The organism is Pseudomonas sp. WHRI 8519 (assembly GCF_040224055.2).
In the GTDB taxonomy this organism is placed as follows: Bacteria; Pseudomonadota; Gammaproteobacteria; order Pseudomonadales; family Pseudomonadaceae; genus Aquipseudomonas; species Aquipseudomonas putida_X.
Map to the genome: position 1 here is coordinate 4218589 of NZ_CP167996.1, position 19046 is coordinate 4237634.

Below are 19046 nucleotides of genomic sequence, written 5' to 3' on the forward strand. Positions count from 1 at the left end.
CAGTACGCTTAATTCTCCAGTGATGGCGAGACCGAGATGACACCCCAGAACCAATCCACCGATGACGCGCTGCTGGCCCTGCTCTGCGAGCTCGACGACACCGCCGCCCCTGCCGGTATCGTTGCCCACGGCGCCGACCACGCGCCGCTGTCGTTCGCCCAAGAGCAGCTGTGGCTGCTCGATCAGCTCGACCCCGATGCCGCCACCTACAACCAGCCGCGCGCCTTTGCGCTCCAGGGCCCGCTGCAGGCTCAAGACCTGCAACAGGCGCTGGACCGGGTCATCGACCGTCACGACATCCTGCGTACCCGCATCAACGAGGTGCAGGGCCATCCACGCCAGCAGGTCGACCGCGCGGCGCGCTTGAACCTGCGCTGCGTCGACCTGCGCGGGCAACCACCGCAGGTGTTGCGCGAGGCGCTGCAGACCGAGGCCGCCACCCCGTTCGACCTCACCCAGGCCCCGCTGCTGCGCGCCTGCCTGTATCAGCTGGGCGCGCAACGCCATGTACTGGCCCTGACCAGCCACCACATCGTCAGTGATGCCTGGTCCAACCCAGTGCTGCTGCGCGACCTCTCCCAGGCCTACGCCAACGTCTGCACCGGCAATGACGACCAGTTGCCTCGCCCTGCGGTGCAGTACCTGGACTTCGCCCACTGGCAGCGCGGCGCCTACCAGGCCAGCCCGGCCCACGAGCGCGCCGCCAGCTACTGGCGACAGTACCTGCAAGGTGACCTGCAACGGCTGGAACTGCCCACCGATCACCCGCGCGACAGCCGCCCCGCCACGGCCGCCGGGACCTGCACCCTGGCCTTGCCCGCCGCGCTGTTCAGCCAACTGCAGGCCGCCTGCCGGGCCCATGGCCTGACGCCATTCATGGTGCTGCTGGCCGCCTGGCAGCTGGTACTCGGCCGCCATGCCCGGCAGGACGACTTCATCGTTGGTGTGCCCAATGCCGGGCGCAACCAGGAACAGGTGCAGGACCTGATCGGCTTTTTCGTCAACAGCCAGATCCACCGGGCGCGCCTGGACCCGCGCCAGTCCGTGGCCAGCCTGCTCGAGCAGGTGCGCAAGCACGCCCTGGCATGCCTGGAGCATGCCGACTACCCGCTGGAGCAAGCGCTTGCTGAACAACGCCAAGGCAGCAACGGCGTGCTGTTCCACTGCCTGTTCAATTGGACCAGCGACAATGCCGAGCAGCCCGCGGCCGGTTTCCCAGGGTTGCACATCGAGCCGATGCCCAGCGCCCCCACTGCCGCCAAGTTCGACCTCAGCCTCAACGTTCACGCCGGTCGCGAGCGGCTGGGCATCAGCCTCGACTACGATGCCGCGCTGTTCGAGGCGGCCACCGCTGAGCGGCTGGGCGAGGACTGGCTGGCCATCCTCCAGGCCATGCTCGACCACCCCCAGTGCGCCATCGGTGAGCTTCATGCGCAGCCTGCCCTGCAGCGTGAACAGTGGTTGGCCGCGGCCCAGGGCCCGGCAGGCGATGCCCTCGACGGCCTGGCCGTGCACCAGCAGTTCGCGCGCCTGGCGCAGCGCCACGGCGAGGCCGTTGCACTGGTGGCCGGCGACACGCGGCTAAGCTACCGCGCCCTCGACAACGCTGCCGAGCGCCTCGCCCGGCGCCTGCACACCGCCGGCATCGGCCCAGGCGAGCGTGTCGCGGTGGCCCTGGAACGCGGCGCGCCGCTGGTCGTCGCCCTGCTGGCCACCCTCAAGGCCGGTGCGGCGTACGTCCCGCTGGACCCCCAGTTCCCCGCCGAACGCCTGGCCTACATGCTTGAAGACTGCGGCGCCCCCCTGCTGCTGAGCCAGGCCTCGGTGCTGGCTGCCCTGCCAACGCCACGCCAACAGGTACTGCTGCTCGATGACGTCGACCTGCACGCCGCGCACCAGCCCGAACCGCCCCTGGCCCTGGACTGCCCGCCGCAGCAACTGGCGTACGTGCTGTATACCTCCGGCTCGACTGGCAACCCCAAGGGCGTGATGGTGCCCCATGGCGCACTGTCCAACTTCGTCGCAGCCATGGCCAAGGCGCCCGGCATGCAACCGGGGCAGCGCCTGCTGAGCATCACCACCTGCTCCTTCGACATTTTCGGCCTGGAGCTGTACCTGCCGCTGTGCACCGGGGCATGCATGGTGCTGGCCGACAAGCACACCGTGCAGGACCCGGCGGCAATTCTCGACCTGCTGATCAGCGAACGCATCGACGTGCTGCAGGCCACCCCATCGACCTGGCGCATGCTGCTCGACAATGACCCCGAGCAACGCCTGCCCGCCCTGACTGCACTGTGCGGCGGCGAGGCGCTCGGCGATGACCTGGCGGCAAGGCTGCTGGCCCGTTGCGCCGCACTGTGGAACCTGTACGGCCCGACCGAAACCACCATCTGGTCGGCGCGCCACGCACTGGCCCGCAGCAGCGCCCGCCCCGAACTGGGCCAGCCGATCGAGCGCACCGCCCTGTTACTGCTCGACGGCAACCTGCTGCCCAGCCCGCAGGGCGTACCGGCCGACCTGTACATCGGCGGCGACGGCCTGGCCCAGGGTTACCACCAGCGCCCCGGCCTGACCGCCGAACGCTTCGTGCCGCACCCCTACGGCAAGCCCGGCGAGCGCCTGTACCGCACCGGCGACCTGGCGCGCCGCCACGCCAGCGGGAGCCTGGACTTCCTTGGCCGGGTCGATCATCAGGTGAAGATCCGCGGCTTTCGCATCGAGCTGGGCGAGATCGAATCGGCCCTGCTCACCCTGGACGCGGTACGTGAAGCGGCAGTGGTCGCCCGCGACGGCGTCGATGGCGCGCAGCTGGTCGGCTATGTAGTACCCGCCAGCACGCCCGCCGACAGCCAGGCATTCATCGAACACTGCCTGGCACCGCTGCGTGAGCAACTGCCGGGCTACATGCTGCCAGCACGCCTGCACCTGTTGCAGGCCATGCCCCTGACCCCCAACGGCAAGCTCGACCGCAAGGCCCTGCCGGTGGTCGACGACAGCCCGGCACAGGCTCGCTACCTGGCGCCGACGAGTGACCTGCAACGCCAGGTTGCGGCTACCTGGGCCGAGCTGTTGAAGGCCGAACGGGTCGGGCTGGAGGATGATTTCTTCGCCCTGGGCGGGCATTCGTTGCTGGTGGCGCGGGCGGTCTCGCGCCTGCGCCACGAGCTGGCGCTGAACTTCCCCCTGCGCCTGCTGTTCGACCAGCCGCGCCTGGGCGACTTCTGCCAGGCCCTGACGCAGCTGCAAACGGCCACCCCGCTGGCCATGCCGGTACGAACCGCGCGCGACCAACTGCCGCTGTCTTACGCCCAGGAGCGCCAGTGGCTGCTGTGGAAGCTGGCCCCAGACAGCAGCGCCTACCACATTCCCAGCGTACTGCGCCTGCGCGGCCCGCTGGATGTCACCGCCCTGAACCGAGCCTTCGACCAACTGATCGCCCGCCATGAAGCGCTGCGTACCTGCTTCACCCTCGAAGGTGAGCAGCCGCGCCAGCACATCCTCGCCCCATGGTCGCTGAACGTGCAGGGCGTGCCGCTTGAAGAAAGCCAGTGCCAGGCCTTCATCACAGGCCTGCTCGGCCAGCCCTTCGACCTGGCCAGCGGCCCGCTGCTGCGCGTAGGCCTGGCACGCCTGGCGGCCGACGACCACGTGCTGGTGCTGGTGCAGCACCACATCGTCTCCGATGCCTGGTCGATGCAGGTGATGGTCCGCGAGCTGTGCGCGCTCTATCAAGGCCAGGCCTTGCCCGCACTGACTCTGCAATATGCCGACTTCGCGGCCTGGCAGCGGCGCTGGCTGGATGACGGCGAACGCGAGCGCCAGCTGGCCTACTGGCGCACACGCCTGGCCGGCGAGCAACCGGTGCTCGAACTGCCCTGCGATCACCCCCGCCGCGACGATGCCAAGCGCCCGGCGGCACGCTTGCATCTGGCATTGCCCACGGCACTGGGCGAAGCCGTGCAACGCTTCGCCAGCGCACACCAGGCGACGGTGCCGATGGTGCTGCTGGCGGCCTGGCAGGCCCTGTTGCACCGCTACAGCGGCCAGCCGGACATCCGCATCGGCGTACCGCTGGCCAACCGCAACCGCCTGGAAACCGAGCAATTGATCGGCTTCTTCGTCAACACGCTGGTGATGCGCGCCGAGTGCACGGCCGACCTGTCGTTTGCCGGGCTGCTGGCGCAGACCCGCCAGGCCATGGTCGAAGCCCAGGACCACCAGGACCTGCCCTACGAGCAACTGCTCGAAGCCCTGCTGCCCCAGCGCGGCCCACGCCAGGGCTTGTTCCAGGTGCTGTACAACCACCACCAGGCAGCCGACGCCACGCCACTGGGTGCGCTGCGCCTGGAGGCACTGGACAGCCAACCCCAGGAGGCCCAGTTCGACCTGGCGCTAAGCACGGCCCAGGGTGAACAAGGCCTCAGCGCCAGTTTTACCTACGACCGTACGCTGTTCGACGCTACGACCCTGCAACGCCTGGCCAGGCACTGGCTGAACCTGCTCGAACAGGCCATCGCCCAGCCAGGGCTGCCGCTCGCCCGGCTGGCTCTGATGGACCCGGCCGAACGCTTGCAGGTCCAAGAGGCCTGGAACGGCGCCCCGGTCGCCCACCCACAAACGCAAGCACTGGCTGCACGCATCGAATCCCAGGCACAACGCCAGCCGCAGGCCGTTGCCCTGCGCTATCAGGGCCAGGCCTTGAGCTACGCCGAGCTCAACCAGCGCGCCAACCGCCTGGCACACCGCCTGATCGCGGCGGGCGTGGGCGCCGATGTGCCGGTGGGCCTGGCCGCCGAGCGCGGCTTCGCGCTGATCGTCGGCATGCTGGCCATCCTCAAGGCCGGCGGCGCCTACGTGCCGCTCGACCCCGCGCACCCGGCAGAGCGCCTGGCTTTCGTGGTCCGCGACAGCGGCATCAAGGTGCTGCTCGACCAACCCGGCCTGCTCGCCGAACTGCCCGCGCACGCCGGGCTGCTGCGCCTGGACCTGGAGGCCAGCTACGACGACCAGCCGGTGCACAACCCCGCGCCGCGCAGCAGCGTCGACAACCTCGCCTACATCATCTACACCTCCGGCTCCACCGGCCTGCCCAAAGGCACGCTGCTCAGCCAGCGCAATGTCCTGAGGCTGTTCAGCGCCTGCGATCGCTGGTTCCGCTTCGACCACAATGACGTCTGGACCTTGTTCCACTCCTTTGCCTTCGACTTTTCGGTGTGGGAGATCTTTGGTGCGCTGCTGCATGGAGGCCGCCTGGTGATCGTGCCGCACGCCTTGAGCCGCGACCCGCAGGGCTTCCTGCAACTGCTGGTGGACGAGCGTGTGAGCGTACTCAACCAGACGCCATCGGCATTCAAACCCCTGACCCAGGCCGCATGCAGCGCCGCCTCGGCAGACCTTGCCCTGCGTCATGTGATCTTCGGCGGCGAAGCGCTCGACGTGGCGGCACTGCGCCCCTGGTTCGAGCGCTTCGGCGCACAGCGGCCACAACTGGTGAACATGTACGGCATCACCGAAACCACGGTGCACGTCACCTATCGACCAATTGGCCTGGATGACGTGAACCGCACGCTGAGCCCGATCGGCGAACTGATCGACGACCTCAGCGGCTACCTGCTCGACGGCGAGCTCGAACCGGTTCCGGCGGGCTGCATCGGCGAGCTGTACATCGGCCAGGCGGGCCTTGCCCGAGGCTACCTCAACCGCGCCGGGCTGAGCGCTACGCGCTTCATCGCCAACCCGTTCTCCTCCCAGCCCGGCAGCCGCCTATACCGCACCGGCGACCTGGCGCGCCGCCGCAGCGACGGCACCCTCGAATACATCGGGCGCATCGACCAACAGGTGAAGGTGCGCGGCTTCCGTATCGAACTGGGCGAAGTCGAGGCCAGCCTGCTGGCGCAGCCGGCGGTGGCCCAGGCGGTGGTGATCGCCGACCAGGGGCCCGCCGGCACCCGCCTGCTCGCCTACCTGGTGGCGCATCACGGCCAGGGCGGCGACACCGCCACCCTGCGCGCCGCGCTCAAGGCGCAGCTACCCGACTACATGGTTCCGGCCCATTGCATGTGGCTCGAACAGCTGCCCCTGACCGTCAACGGCAAGCTCGACCGCAGCGCCCTGCCGGCACCGGCCGACAGCCCTACCCAGCGCCCCTTCCGCGCGCCCCACACAGCGTTGCAAGTGCAACTGGCAGGCATCTGGCAACAGGTGCTCGGTGTACAGACGGTGGGCCTGGACGACGACTTTTTCGAGCTGGGCGGCCATTCGCTGCTGGTGATCAACGTCGTCTCGCGCATCCAGCTGGAGCTGGGCCGCGAGCTGACCCCACAGGCCCTGTTCCAGCACCCGACCCTTCAAGCCCTGGCGCTGCACCTGGACACCACTACAACCGCGGTCGATGAAAACAAGCTCGACACCCTCGAAGCCTGGCTCGACGAAATGGAGGAACACTGATGGACAGCACTGCCGCTTCGAGAATCGCCAAGCGCTTTGTCCTGCTGCCGCTGGAAAAGCGCCGGCAGTACCTGATGAAGATGCGCGAGGAAGGCCTGTCGATGGCCAGCCTGCCGATCCCTCAGGTACGTGAAGCGTTCGACCGCCTGCCGTTGTCGTTCGCCCAGCAACGCCAATGGTTCCTCTGGCAGTTCGACCGCCAGGCCAGCGCCTATCACATTCCCTGCGCCCTGCGCCTGCGTGGCGCACTGAACGTGGCTGCGCTGCAGGCCAGCCTTGAGGCGCTGGTGCATCGCCATGACAGCCTGCGCACGCGTTTCGTCGAAGACGAGCACGGCGTGGCGCAGCAGGTGGACGCCACCGTCGCCGTCGCTCTGACGCTGACCAGGCTCGATGAGCAGGCCCTGCAGGCGCATATCCAGGCGCGGGTACGTGAACCGTTCGACCTGGCCTGCGGGCCCTTGTTGCGTGCCGAGTTGCTGCAACTGGGCAGCGATGACCATGTGCTGCTGCTGGTGCAGCACCACATCATCAGCGACGGGCGCTCGATGCAGGTGATGGTCAAGGAGCTGACCCACTGCTATGCGCGCTTCAGCCAGGGCCTGGCCAGCCAGTTGCCCGAACCGCAGCTGCAGTACGCCGACTACGCCATCTGGCAACGCCACTGGATGGAAGCCGGCGAGCAGGAACGCCAGCTCGACTACTGGCGCCAGCGCCTGGGCAGCGAAGTGCCCGTGCTGGAACTGCCGTTGGACCGGCCACGCCCGAGCGTGCAGCGGTTCGACGGGGCGCGCCTGCCGCTGGCCATCCCACCGGCCCTGGCCCTGGCCGTACGCCAGCTTGCCCAGGCCCGCCAGGCCACACCGTTCATGGTGCTGCTGGCCGCGTTCATGGCCCTGCTGCACCGCTACACCCGCCAGCAGGACATCCGCGTCGGCGTGCCCAGTGCCAACCGCAACCGGGTCGAGGCAGAAGACCTGATCGGCTTCTTCGTCAACACCCTGGTCATCGATGGCCAGTGCCAGCCGACCCTGTCCTTCGAGCAACTGCTCGACCAGGTCAAGGCCACCACCTTGCAGGCCCAGGCCCACCAGGACCTGCCCTTCGAGCAACTGGTCGAGGCTTTGCAGCCAGCGCGCAACCTCAGCCACAACCCCCTGTTCCAGGTCATGTTCAACCACCAGGTCGGCGCGCCCCAGCCGAACGAATCGGCCCTCGGCCACGGCCTGGCCATCGAGCCGCTGCCACTGGCAGGCGAGACCGCGCAACTGGACCTGACCCTCAACACCTTCGAGGACGCCCAGGGCCTGAGTGCAAGCCTGACCTACGCCACCGCCCTGTTCGACCACAGCTCCATCCAACGCCTGGGGGACCACTGGCTGCGCCTGCTGGCGCACGTGGTGCAGGCTCCGCAGCAGGCGCTTGGCGAGATCACGTTGCTGGCCGATGACGAACGCCAGCGCTTGCTCACCCAGTGGAACGCCACCACCCACGCCTACCCGGCCACGCCGTCGATCCACGCCCTGGTCGAAGCCCAGGCACGCCGCACGCCCGATGCCACCGCACTGCTGTTCGGCGACAGCGCGCTGAGCTACGCCCAGCTCAACCGCCAGGCCAACCAGCTGGCGCACGCCCTGATTGCCCAAGGCGTGCGCCAGGACACGCCGGTCGGCATCGCCGCCGAGCGCAGCCTGGAGCTGGTGGTTGGCCTGCTGGCCATCCTCAAGGCCGGCGGCGCCTACGTGCCGCTGGACCCTGAATACCCCGCCGAGCGCTTGAGCTACATGGTCGAAGACAGCGGCATCGGCCTGCTGCTGACCCAGGCGCACCTGCGCGAGCGTCTGCCGCTGCCGCCCGGGCTGCCGGTGCTGCTGCTCGACCAGGCGCCCGCCGCGCAGCCCGAACATGACCCGCAAGTGCCGTGCACGCCCGAGCAACTGGCCTACGTCATCTACACCTCCGGCTCCACCGGCCGCCCGAAAGGCGCAGGTAACAGCCACCAGGCCCTGGCCAACCGCCTGCAGTGGATGCAGGCGGCCTACGGCCTGGATGCCAGCGACACAGTGCTGCAGAAGACGCCCTTCAGCTTCGACGTGTCGGTGTGGGAGTTCTTCTGGCCGTTGATCACCGGCGCCCGCCTGGCCATTGCCGCGCCGGGTGACCACCGCGACCCGGCGCGCCTGGTGCAACTGATCGTCCAGCATCAGGTCACCACCCTGCACTTTGTGCCCTCGATGCTGCAGGCCTTCCTGCTCGACGACCAGGTCAGCCGCTGCAGCAGCCTGCAGCGCATCGTCTGCAGTGGCGAGGCGCTGCCGGTGGAGGCGCAGCAACAGGTGTTCGCGCAGTTGCCCCAGGCCCAACTGTACAACCTGTACGGGCCCACCGAAGCGGCCATCGACGTCACCCACTGGACCTGTTGCGACGAGGGCAAGACCGGCGTGCCGATTGGTCAACCGATCGCCAACCTGGCCTGCTGGATCCTCGATGCCGGCCTGCAGCCGCAACCCGCTGGCGTGATCGGCGAGCTCTATCTGGGCGGAGTGGGCCTGGCCCGCGGGTATCATCAACGCCCGGCGCTGACCGCCGAGCGTTTCGTTGCCTGCCCGTTCCAGCCTGGCGCGCGCATGTACCGTACCGGCGACCTGGCGCGCTACCGCGCCGACGGCGTGATCGAGTACTGCGGGCGCATCGACCACCAGGTGAAGATCCGCGGCCTGCGCATCGAACTCGGTGAGATCGAAGCGCGGCTGATGGAGCAACCCGCCATCCACGAGGCCGCCGTGCTGGCCGTGGACAACCAACTGGTCGCCTACCTGGTGGCCAGGGCCGGCGAGCCGCTGCCTGAGCGCGAGCAACTGAGCCAGGCACTGCTGGCCCACCTGCCCGACTACATGGTGCCCAACCAGTGGTTGTTCCTGCCGCGCATGCCGCTGAGCCCCAATGGCAAGCTCGACCGCCAGGCCCTGCCCGCCCCAGGGCTGGCTCAGGCCCAGGCCAGCTACAGCGCCGCCGAAGATGAACTGCAGGCACGCCTGGTGCAGGTCTGGCAGCGGGTGCTCAAGCGCGAGCACGTGGGCATCGATGACAACTTCTTCGAGCTGGGCGGCGACTCGATCGTGTCCATCCAGCTGGTGAGCCAGGCACGACGCGACGGCCTGCACTTCACCCCCAAAGACCTGTTCAGCCACCAGACCGTGCGCACCCTGGCGCAAGTCACCCAGACCCAGGCCGAACCGGCCGAGGCCGCGTACCGGCCTGCCAGCGGTCCCAGCCTGCTACTGCCGATGCAGCAGCAGTTCTTCGCCCAGGCCGTGCCGCAGGCGCAGCGCTGGAACCAGTCGGTGATGCTCAAGGCCAACCAGGCGCTGGCCCCGGCCCACGTGCGCCAGGCGCTCGCGGCGCTGCTGGAGACCCACGATGCCTTGCGCCTGCGCTTCAGCCAGGTGCAAGGCCAGTGGCAGGCTCACTTTGCCCCGCATACGCCCGACGACGACCTGCTCTGGCTGTTCGAGCCAAGCCAGGGCGACAGCTGGCAGGACCTGTGCGACCGCGCTCAAGGCAGCCTCGACCTGGGCCAAGGCCCGTTGCTGCGCGCCGTGCTGGGGGTGGTCGACGGTGAGCAGCGCCTGCTGCTGGTGATCCACCACCTGGCCGTGGACGGTGTGTCCTGGCGCATCCTGCTTGAAGACCTGCACAGTGCCTATTCCCTGGCGGTTGCCGGCCAAGCCTGCGCGCTGCCACCGCGCACCCTGTCGGTGCAGGACTGGGCTTTGCGCCTGCAAGCCTACGCACAGAGCCCGGCCGGGGAGCAGGAAGCCGCCTTCTGGCAACGCCAGTGCGCCGATATCGACAGCACCCTGCCGGTGCTCGATGCGGACGTTGCGCTGCGCCTGTGCGACAGCCGCAGCGTCACCACCCATCTGGATGCCGCGACCACCACGCGCCTGCTCAAGGATTGCCCGGCGGCCTACCGCACGCAGATCAACGACCTGCTGCTGGCCGCCCTCGCCCGTGTGCTGCAACGCTGGACCGGCGCCTGTGACCATCTGGTGCAACTCGAAGGCCATGGCCGCGAAGCTTTCGCCGACTTCGAGGCCGACCTGACCCGCAGCGTCGGTTGGCTGACCAGCCTCTACCCGGCCCGCATCAGCGCCGGCAGCTCGCTGGCCGAAGCGATCATGCTGACCAAGGAACAGCTGCGCGCCCTGCCGGGCAAAGGTGCGTTCTTCGGCGCCCTGCGCAGTTTCGCCAGCCCGGCGATACGTGAGGCCCTGGCCGCACTGCCCGCTGCGCGCATCACCTTCAACTACCTGGGCCAGTTCGACAGTGGCCACGACGATGCCGCTACGCTGTTGCGGCCGATCCCCGCAGACAAAGGCCGCGAACAAAGCCCCGATGCGCCGTTGCAGAACTGGCTGGCCCTCAATGGCCAGGTGTTCGACGGCGAACTGCGCTTGAACTGGAGCTTCAGCCAGCGGATGTTCGAGCCGGCTCAACTGCAGCACCTGGCCGACGACTATGCCGCCGAGTTGCGTGAGGTGGTGGCCTTGTGCGGCCAGGGCGTACGCCTTGGCCTCACCCCTTCGGACGTGCCGTTGGCCCGGCTTGGCCAGGCCCAACTGGCCCTGCTGCCTTTCGCCTGCGACCAGGTCGAAGACATCTACCCGCTGTCTACCGTGCAGCAGGGCATGCTGTTCCACACCCAGGACGCCGGTGCCGGGGACTTCTACATCAACCAGACCAGCGTCGAGGTCCAAGGCCTGGAGGCGCCACGTTTCATCGCTGCCTGGGGCCGGTTGGTGGAGCGCCACGAGATGCTGCGCAGTGCCTTCTGGCAGGCGCCGCAACTGAGCGAGCCACTGCAGGTGGTGCTGCGTCAGGGCCAGCTCGACGCCAGGACGCTGGACTGGCGCGGCCAGGCCGTCGAGCCGGCGCGCCTGGCCGCCGCCGCGGAAGCCGAGCGGCGTCGCCCGTTCGACCTGCTCGCCCCACCCTTGCTGCGCCTGTTGCTGGTGCGCCTGGATGACGAGCGCCACCAGCTGATCCTGACCAGCCACCACATCCTCATGGATGGCTGGAGCCAGTCCCGCCTGCTCGGTGAACTGTTCCAATGCTATGCCGGCCAGGCGTTGCCGGCCCAACAAGGCCGTTACAGCGACTACATCCGCTGGCTGCAGGCGCCGGCACAACAGGCCAGCGAGGCGTTCTGGCGGCCACGCCTGGCCGAGCTGCAGGCCCCTACCCAGCTGGCCGGCGTGGCCGGTAGCCGCAGCGCCCAGCAAGGCCACGGCGCGCTCTACCTGCACTGGGACGAGCAGCGCACCACCTGGCTGCGCGAGCAGGCCCAACGCCTGCGCGTTACCCCCAACACCTTGGTGCAGGCTGCCTGGGTGCTGCTGTTGCAGCGTTACACCGGCCAACAGACCGTGTGCTTCGGCGCCACCGTGTCCGGTCGCCCGGCCAGCCTGCCGGGTGCCGACAACCTGCTGGGGCTGTTCATCAACACCTTGCCGATCATCCAGGCCCCGCACCCGGCTCAACCGGTGCAGGACTGGCTGCAACAGTTGCAGACCTGCAACCTGGAAGTGCGCGACCACGAGCACACCCCGCTGGTGGACATCCAGCGCTGGGCCCAGAGCAACGGCCAGGCGCTGTTCGACAGCATCATCGTGTTCGAGAACTACCCCATCGATGAACGCCTACAATCGGCCGGTGCCGCCGGCCTGCGTTTCGGTGAAGCGCAACTGCGCGACGTCACCAACTACCCGATGGACTTGGCGGTGCACCTCAATGCCCGTCTGCGCATCGAGTTCCTCTACCGCCAGGACCATTTCCAGGCGCCGCAGGTGGAGGCCATCCGCAGCCACTTCGACGCCTTGCTCGAACGCCTGCTGAGCCACCCCGAGGCGGCCGTCGGCACGCTTGGCCTGCTCGACACCGTCGTGCAGCCGCAGCCACAGCCCGGCGTGAGCCCTGAGCATGACCTGGCCAGCCTGATCGGCCGTCATGCCCAGGCGCGTGCAGACCAGGTGGCGGTGCGCTGCGACGGAGTGCAACTGACCTACGGGCAACTGGAAGAGCAGGCCAACCGCCTGGCCTGGACCCTGCTCGAACGCGGTATCGGGCGCGAGGACCGGGTGGGCATCGCCCTGGATCGCTCGGTGCGCACCATCGTTGCCTTCTACGCGGTGATGAAAGCTGGCGCGGCCTATGTGCCGCTGGACATCGATTACCCCGCCGAACGCCTGCAATGGATCATCGGTGACGCCGACGTGGCGCTGTTGCTGACCGACAGCATCATCGGCGAACGCCTGGGCGTGGCCCCCGAGCGCCGCCTGGACCTGGACCGCTGCGAGCTGTCCGCGCAGCGACACGCCCCGCAACGGCAAGCGCTGGACGATCAGCTCAGCTACATGATCTACACCTCCGGCTCCACCGGTAACCCCAAGGGCGTGGCCGTGGCCCGCGGCCCACTGCGCATGCACTGCCAGGCGATCATCGAACGCTACGAAATGGGCCCCTCGACCCGCGAGCTGATTTTCATGTCGTTCGCCTTCGACGGGGCTCAGGAGCGCTGGCTGTCGACCCTGATCAGCGGGGGCCTGCTGGTGATCCGTGGCAACACCTTGTGGACCCCGCAGCAGACCTGGGACGTGCTGCATGCCGAGGCCATCAGCATCGCCTGCTTCCCGCCGGCCTACCTGCAGCAACTGGCTGAATACGGCCAGGCCCAACCGGCACCGCCCCCGGTGCGCATCTACTGCTTCGGCGGCGATGCGGTGGCCGATGCCAACTTCGAGCTGGTCAAGCAGGTGCTCCAACCGCACTACCTCACCAACGGCTACGGCCCTACCGAAACCGTGGTCACCCCGTTGCTGTGGAAGGTGCCGGTGACGGCGCGCTGTGAAGCGGTGTACGCCCCCATTGGCGTGGCCGTGGGCAACCGCACGCTGCATGTGCTGGATGATTGCCTCAACCCGCTGCCGGCAGGCCTGGCCGGGGAGCTGTACATCGGTGGCGAGGGCCTTGCCCGCGGCTATCACCGCCGCCCGGGGCTGAGTGCCGAGCGCTTCGTCGCCGACCCGTTCAGCGCCACTGGCGGGCGCCTGTACCGCACCGGTGACCTGGTACGCCAGCGCCCGGACGGGGTATTCGACTACCTCGGGCGCCTGGACAATCAGGTGAAGGTCCGCGGTTTTCGTATCGAACTGGGCGAGATCGAGGCGCGCCTGCGTGATATCGCCAACGTGCTCGATGCGGTGGTGGTGGCGCGCGAGGCTGCCAACGGTAAGCAACTGGTCGGTTACGTGGTATGTGGCGACGGCGAACGTGCTGTCACGCCGATGCTCGAGCACCTGCGCCAGGTGCTGCCCGATTACATGGTACCGACGCACCTGATGGTGCTCGATGCGTTGCCGCTGACCCCCAATGGCAAGGTCGATCGCCGCGCACTGCCCGAGCCTTTGCTGCGCGAGCGCCAGTACCAGGCCCCGGCGGATGACCGCCAGCGCGCCCTGGCGGCGATATGGGCCGATGTGCTGGGCCTGGAGCAGGTCGGGGTAAGTGATCACTTCTTCGAACTGGGGGGCGATTCACTGAGTGTGCTCAAGGTGCTCTCGCGCTTGCGCAACCAACCGCAACTGGGCCTGAACCTGAAGCTGCGCGACCTGATCGCCCGCCCGACCATCGCCGAACTGTGCCCGGCCGAGGCGGGCGAGCAGGCGGCGCTCGACCCACTGCTGCTGCTCAACCGCAAAATCGAACGCCAGGCCCCGCTGTTCTGCCTGCATGCGGGCTTCGGCACAGTGTTCGACTACCGCGCACTCGCTCAGCGGCTGGACGGCGTTTGCAGTGTCTATGGCCTGCAGAACCGCATGCTGCTCGACCGCCAATGGCAGGACGAGTCGCTCGACGCCATGGCCATCGACTACGCCCAGTACATTCGCCAGAAGCAGCCCCACGGCCCCTACCGCCTGCTGGGCTGGTCGCTGGGTGGCACCCTGGCGCTGCTGGTGGCCCGCGAGCTGGAGCGCCAGGGCCAGCAGATCGACCTGCTCGGCCTGGTTGACCCGTATGTACCGGGTGAGCCAGGTGCGGCGCTGGACGAGGACTGCGGTGGCGACTTGCGCGCCTTCCTCGCCGTGGTCGGTGGCCGCTCGGCCGACAGCCTGCCGCTGTTCCCGGTAGCGGCCAATGCCGATGCCACGCAGTTGCAGGCACTGATCGAGCGGAGCCTGGGCGCAGAGGCCAGGGACGGCCTGCAAAGCAGCGAGGAGCTGGCGCGCACGTTTACCGTCGCCATGACCCTCAAGGCCCTGTCGCTGCAAGTGCACGCCCTGCCCGCGGTAGGCGCCAGCCTGGACTGCTGGTGGGCACAGAGCAGCGAAGCGGGCGTCTGCCAGGCCTTCGAAGCGCGCCATGCGATCCACTCCAGCCAGCGCCTGGCCGCTGATCACTACGCCATCGTCAGCCATGGCGCACTGCTCGAAACCGTGCTTCAGCGCCTGCAGCCGGTGGCCGCACACACCCTGTGAACCTGCGCCCGGCCGCCCTGTGCGGCCGGGCCTTTATCCAACACTGTGAAGGAAACCCGAATGTCCCTGGATTGCGATCTGGAAGCGTTCCTGGAACTGGCCGAACTCGGCCGCCTGACGGGCAAGAGCCAGCCCATGCATCAGTTGAGCATCGCCCAGGCACGGGCGGAGTTCGAAAACGCCTCGCGTCTGCTCGACCCCGACCCTCCCGCCCATGTCGACGTGCGCGCCCTGCAGTACAGTTGCCGCGAGGGTGCGCAGTTGCCCGCCCGCCTCTATGTGCGCCCGGGCGTCACGCCCAAGGCCACCCTGTTCTACCTGCATGGCGGTGGTTATGTGGTCGGCAGCCTGGACTCGCATGACTGCGTGTGCCGGCGCCTGGCCTGCCTGGGTGACTATGCGGTGTTCGCTCCGCACTACCGGCTGGCGCCCGAGCAGCCGTTTCCAACGGCACTGCACGATTGCCAGGACGCCGCCCTCTGGCTGCAGCACAACGCTACCGAGCTGGGCCTGCCGAGCGCGCTGGTGCTGGCCGGTGACAGCGCGGGTGCTACGCTGGCCACGGTTCTGGCGATCGAAGCCGCGCAACACCCGCAGGCCATGGCAGTCAAAGCGCAGCTGCTGTTCTACCCGGTAGCCGAAAGCAATACTCGACGCGCTTCGCACCGGCAGTATGGCGAGGGTTACCTGCTGGAGAGCGGTACGCTGGACTGGTTCTACGAGCATTACCTGGGCGCCAGCCAAGCGCACACTGACTGGCGCGCCTCGCCCCTGCTGCACCCGGCGTTGCCAGCCATGGCGCCGGCCTATGTGAACCTGGCACAGTACGACCCGTTGTTCGATGAAGGCCTGGACTATGCGCGCAAGCTCGAGGCGAGCGCCACACCGACCACGCTGCGTATCGAGGCGGGGTTGACCCACGATTTTCTGCGCATGTCGGGTATCACTGGGGCGACTGGCGAGGTGTATGCGGCGGCAGGATGCTGGTTGGAGCAGGTGCTGGCCTGACCAGCAAGCCTGATGCCCGAAGGGCAAGCGATCCGGGGCCGCCATGCGGCCCATCGCCGGCAAGCCGGCTCCCACAGAAATGCGCAGTTCTCGAGGCCTACGCAGTACCTGTAGGAGCCGGCTTGCCGGCGATGGGTACAGCGCAATCCTCGAGGGCTACGCAGTACCTGTGGGAGCCGGCTTGCCGGCGATGGGTACAGCGCAATCTTCGAGGCCTACGCAGTACCTGTGGGAGCCAGCTTGCCGGCGATGGGCTGCATGGCAGCCCTGATTACGCTGGCTGAAATCAGTACGTCGCGCGTACCGTCAGCATGAAGTTGCGCGGATCGCCGTAGTAGTTGCCATAGGTCGAGGTACCGACGGTCTGGTAGTACTTCTTGTCGAACAGGTTGTTGCCGTTGAGGGTCACATTCCAGTGCTCGTCGATGCGGTAGTCGACCATCGCATTCCAGATCGCATACCCGCTCTGCTGGTATTCGAAAGGCACATTGGACTGCACCACGTTGCCCAGGCCGTCATAGGTCGCAGCAGTACCGCTGACCTTGGTCGCGCTCTGGATGTCCACACCACCCCCGACGCGGAAGTCGTTCAACACACCGGGCAGGCGGTAGGTGGTGAACAGCTTGGCCATGTGCTTGGGCGTGACCGTGCTCAACGCAGAGCCCGTGTCGCGGTTCTTGTTGATGTTCAGGGTGTAGCTGGCCATCATCATCCATTCCGGCAGGATTTCGCCGGAGATTTCCATGTCGATGCCCTTGCTGATGGTTTCCCCACCATTGACGTAACAGCAGTTACCGCCGAATGCCACCTGGCTCAACGGGTAGTTCGGGTCCTGCACCGCCTGGTCTTCACGCTTGGTGTAGTACAACGCGATACTGGTGTTGACCGCGCCGCCAAACAGCTCGCCCTTCAGACCGGTCTCATAGGTTTTGCCGGTCATCGGGTCCAGCGTGCTGCCGGAGGTCGCAGGCCCGGCCAGCAGGTTCTGCTGTGGCTTGAAGATCTCGGCGTAGCTGGCATAAGCGGCCCACTCGTCCGTCAGGTCATAGACGATGCCACCAAACGGGGTGACTTTGGTCGGCTCGCGCATGTCCACCCGCGACTGCTGGGTCCAGGTCCCGGCGGCGTTTGCCGTCTGGTAGGTCTGGTCGAACTTGTAGCGCTGTGCCCGGGCACCGACGATCAGGTGCAACGGCTCGGCCAGTTGCAGGCGCAGGCTCGAGTACAAGCCATATTGAGTCTGGCTGTTGGGTTTGTAGTCGCGGCTGATGGCCGGGCGGGCGCCAGGATCGTCCCATGGGGTGGAGTCCGGGTCGAACACATTGACCGGGCCGCCGGCAGTGGTGAAGCGGCCAGTGCCGCGCCAGCGGCTGTCGATCTCTTGATAGTCACCCCCCACCACCAGGCGGTGGTCGAGGCCGAACATGCTGAAGTCGCCGGAGACGTTGACGTCCCAGAGGTTCTGCTCGCTCCACTGGGTGTTGTAGGTGCCGTAGCGGGTCACGCCGACGCCGGTGACCGGGTTTACCGAGCCCAGCGTGGTGGCGTTGTTGGTGGTGATGGTGTCGTAGATGTTGGTGTAGCTCAGGTTGAGCTTCCAGTCATCGTTCAGGCGATGGTCGACCTTGGCGAAGTACTCGCGGGAAAAGCCGTCCGCGTACGCCCAGGTGGTAGACAGCCCGGTATGGCGTGGCAGGCCAAGGTCGGCACCGTCGCTGTAGCGTGGCACGGCCGAGGCGGTGCCGGTCTCGTGGACCTTGTTGAAACGCAAGCCGGCGGTGAGCATGGTGTCGTCGGTGACATCGGCTTCAAGCACGCCATAGAAGAACGGCTTGTCGGTGGCACGGTTGTCGACGAAGTACTGGCGGTCCTGATAGGCGACCACCATGCGGCCGCGCAGCTTGCCATCGAAGCCCAGCGGCCCGGTCACGTCCAGCTCGCTGCGGTAGTTGTCCCAGCTGCCCGCCGAGGCGGTGAACTTGAGCTGGTAGAAGTCCAGCGGGCGCTTGCGCACCAGGTTGATGATACCGCCCGGGTCACCGGTGCCGCCAAACAGCGCGCTGGCGCCACGTAGTACTTCCACGTGGTCGAACTCGGCGATGTCGTAAATGTTCGACGCGTAGAAGCTGCCGGCGGTGGTACCCAACGCCATGGGGGCGGCACCGTCGAGCTGGATGTTCTGGATCGGGAAGCCGCGCGAGTAGAAGTCCTGGATACGGAAGGTGTTGCTCTGCACCGTCACACCCGGCACGGCCTTCATCGCATCGTTGATGTCGGTGAACTGGCGGTCTTCGATGACCTGACGGGTGATCACCGACACCGATTGTGGGGTTTCTTTCAATGAGGTCGGGCTTTTCGAGCCGACGCTGGTCAGGCCCGGCGTGTAGGAGCCAGTGTTCTCGGTCGCCTGGCCCATGCCCTGGCCCATGATGGTGGTTTCGCCAATGACCAGCGCACCGGCGCCGACGTCACTGGTGTCGGTGCTGATCAGCAGGACCGAATTGTTCTCGATACGGTACGTAAGGCCTGCGCCTTCCAGCAGTTGCGACAGGGCCTGGTCCGGCTCCATGGTGCCGCTGACCTTCGGTGCACGCTTGCCGCTGACCAGGTCGGGCGAGTAGACCATCTGCAGGCCGGTCTGCTGGCCAAGGGCGATCAGTGCCTGGTCCAGTGGTTGGGCTGCGATGTCCACCGCCACCGGCTGGGCATGGGCGTGGGCCATGGCCAGGCTCAGCACCAGTGCCGAGGCACGCAGGCTCCACTTCGATGGCCCGGCGGCCAAGGCTGCCCCCTTGTTTCGCATACGTTTGGACTTCATGTGCGCGACTGACTCCGAATGTTCTATGAGTGTGTAGGTGACGGTCTCGACGTACCGTTTCTATAAGAGCCTTACGCGTTCGAGCGACACGTTTTCAGCGGCCTACAGGTAAGACGCACGAACGTTAAAAAAACTGATAACTTTTTTCATTTACGTTCAATGTTTCGCAGGCACGGGGGGCTGGAGCTAGCGCTCATGAGAGGCAACCTGGAGGCTGGTGGCGGTGAGGTGAGCGA

4 protein-coding genes are annotated in these 19046 nt (G+C 67.4%); 3 read left to right on the plus strand and 1 reads right to left on the minus strand.

What is annotated here, in order from left to right:
- Positions 1 to 36 precede the first annotated feature (36 nt).
- From ABRP30_RS19345 to ABRP30_RS19355, 3 genes are read left to right on the plus strand one after another with little or no spacing between them, the layout of a single operon-like run.
- Positions 37 to 6447, plus strand: coding sequence for an amino acid adenylation domain-containing protein (locus ABRP30_RS19345; protein WP_349976300.1), 6411 nt, complete (start codon positions 37 to 39; stop codon positions 6445 to 6447).
- Positions 6447 to 14984 carry an amino acid adenylation domain-containing protein gene (locus tag ABRP30_RS19350; protein ID WP_349976299.1) on the plus strand — a complete coding sequence of 2846 codons (8538 nt, stop codon included), beginning with the start codon at positions 6447 to 6449 and terminating at the stop codon, positions 14982 to 14984. Before ABRP30_RS19345 ends, ABRP30_RS19350 begins: the two co-directional genes overlap by 1 nt.
- A gap of 60 nt (positions 14985 to 15044) precedes the next feature.
- On the plus strand, positions 15045 to 15992 hold the full coding sequence (locus ABRP30_RS19355) for an alpha/beta hydrolase (RefSeq protein ID WP_349976298.1): 948 nt from the start codon (positions 15045 to 15047) through the stop codon (positions 15990 to 15992).
- A gap of 286 nt (positions 15993 to 16278) precedes the next feature.
- Here ABRP30_RS19355 and ABRP30_RS19360 read toward each other — a convergent pair whose 3' ends face one another.
- A complete protein-coding gene (locus ABRP30_RS19360; protein ID WP_349976297.1) occupies positions 16279 to 18810 on the minus strand; it encodes a TonB-dependent siderophore receptor in 2532 nt (843 codons plus the stop codon).
- Positions 18811 to 19046 lie beyond the last annotated feature (236 nt).

Excerpts from the sequence above, each read along its gene's own strand:
- ABRP30_RS19345 (WP_349976300.1), top strand. The coding sequence starts at position 37 with ATGACACCCCAGAACCAATCCACCGATGACGCGCTGCTGGCCCTGCTC.
- ABRP30_RS19350 (WP_349976299.1), top strand. The coding sequence starts at position 6,447 with ATGGACAGCACTGCCGCTTCGAGAATCGCCAAGCGCTTTGTCCTGCTG.
- ABRP30_RS19355 (WP_349976298.1), top strand. The coding sequence starts at position 15,045 with ATGTCCCTGGATTGCGATCTGGAAGCGTTCCTGGAACTGGCCGAACTC.
- ABRP30_RS19360 (WP_349976297.1), bottom strand. The coding sequence starts at position 18,810 with ATGAAGTCCAAACGTATGCGAAACAAGGGGGCAGCCTTGGCCGCCGGG.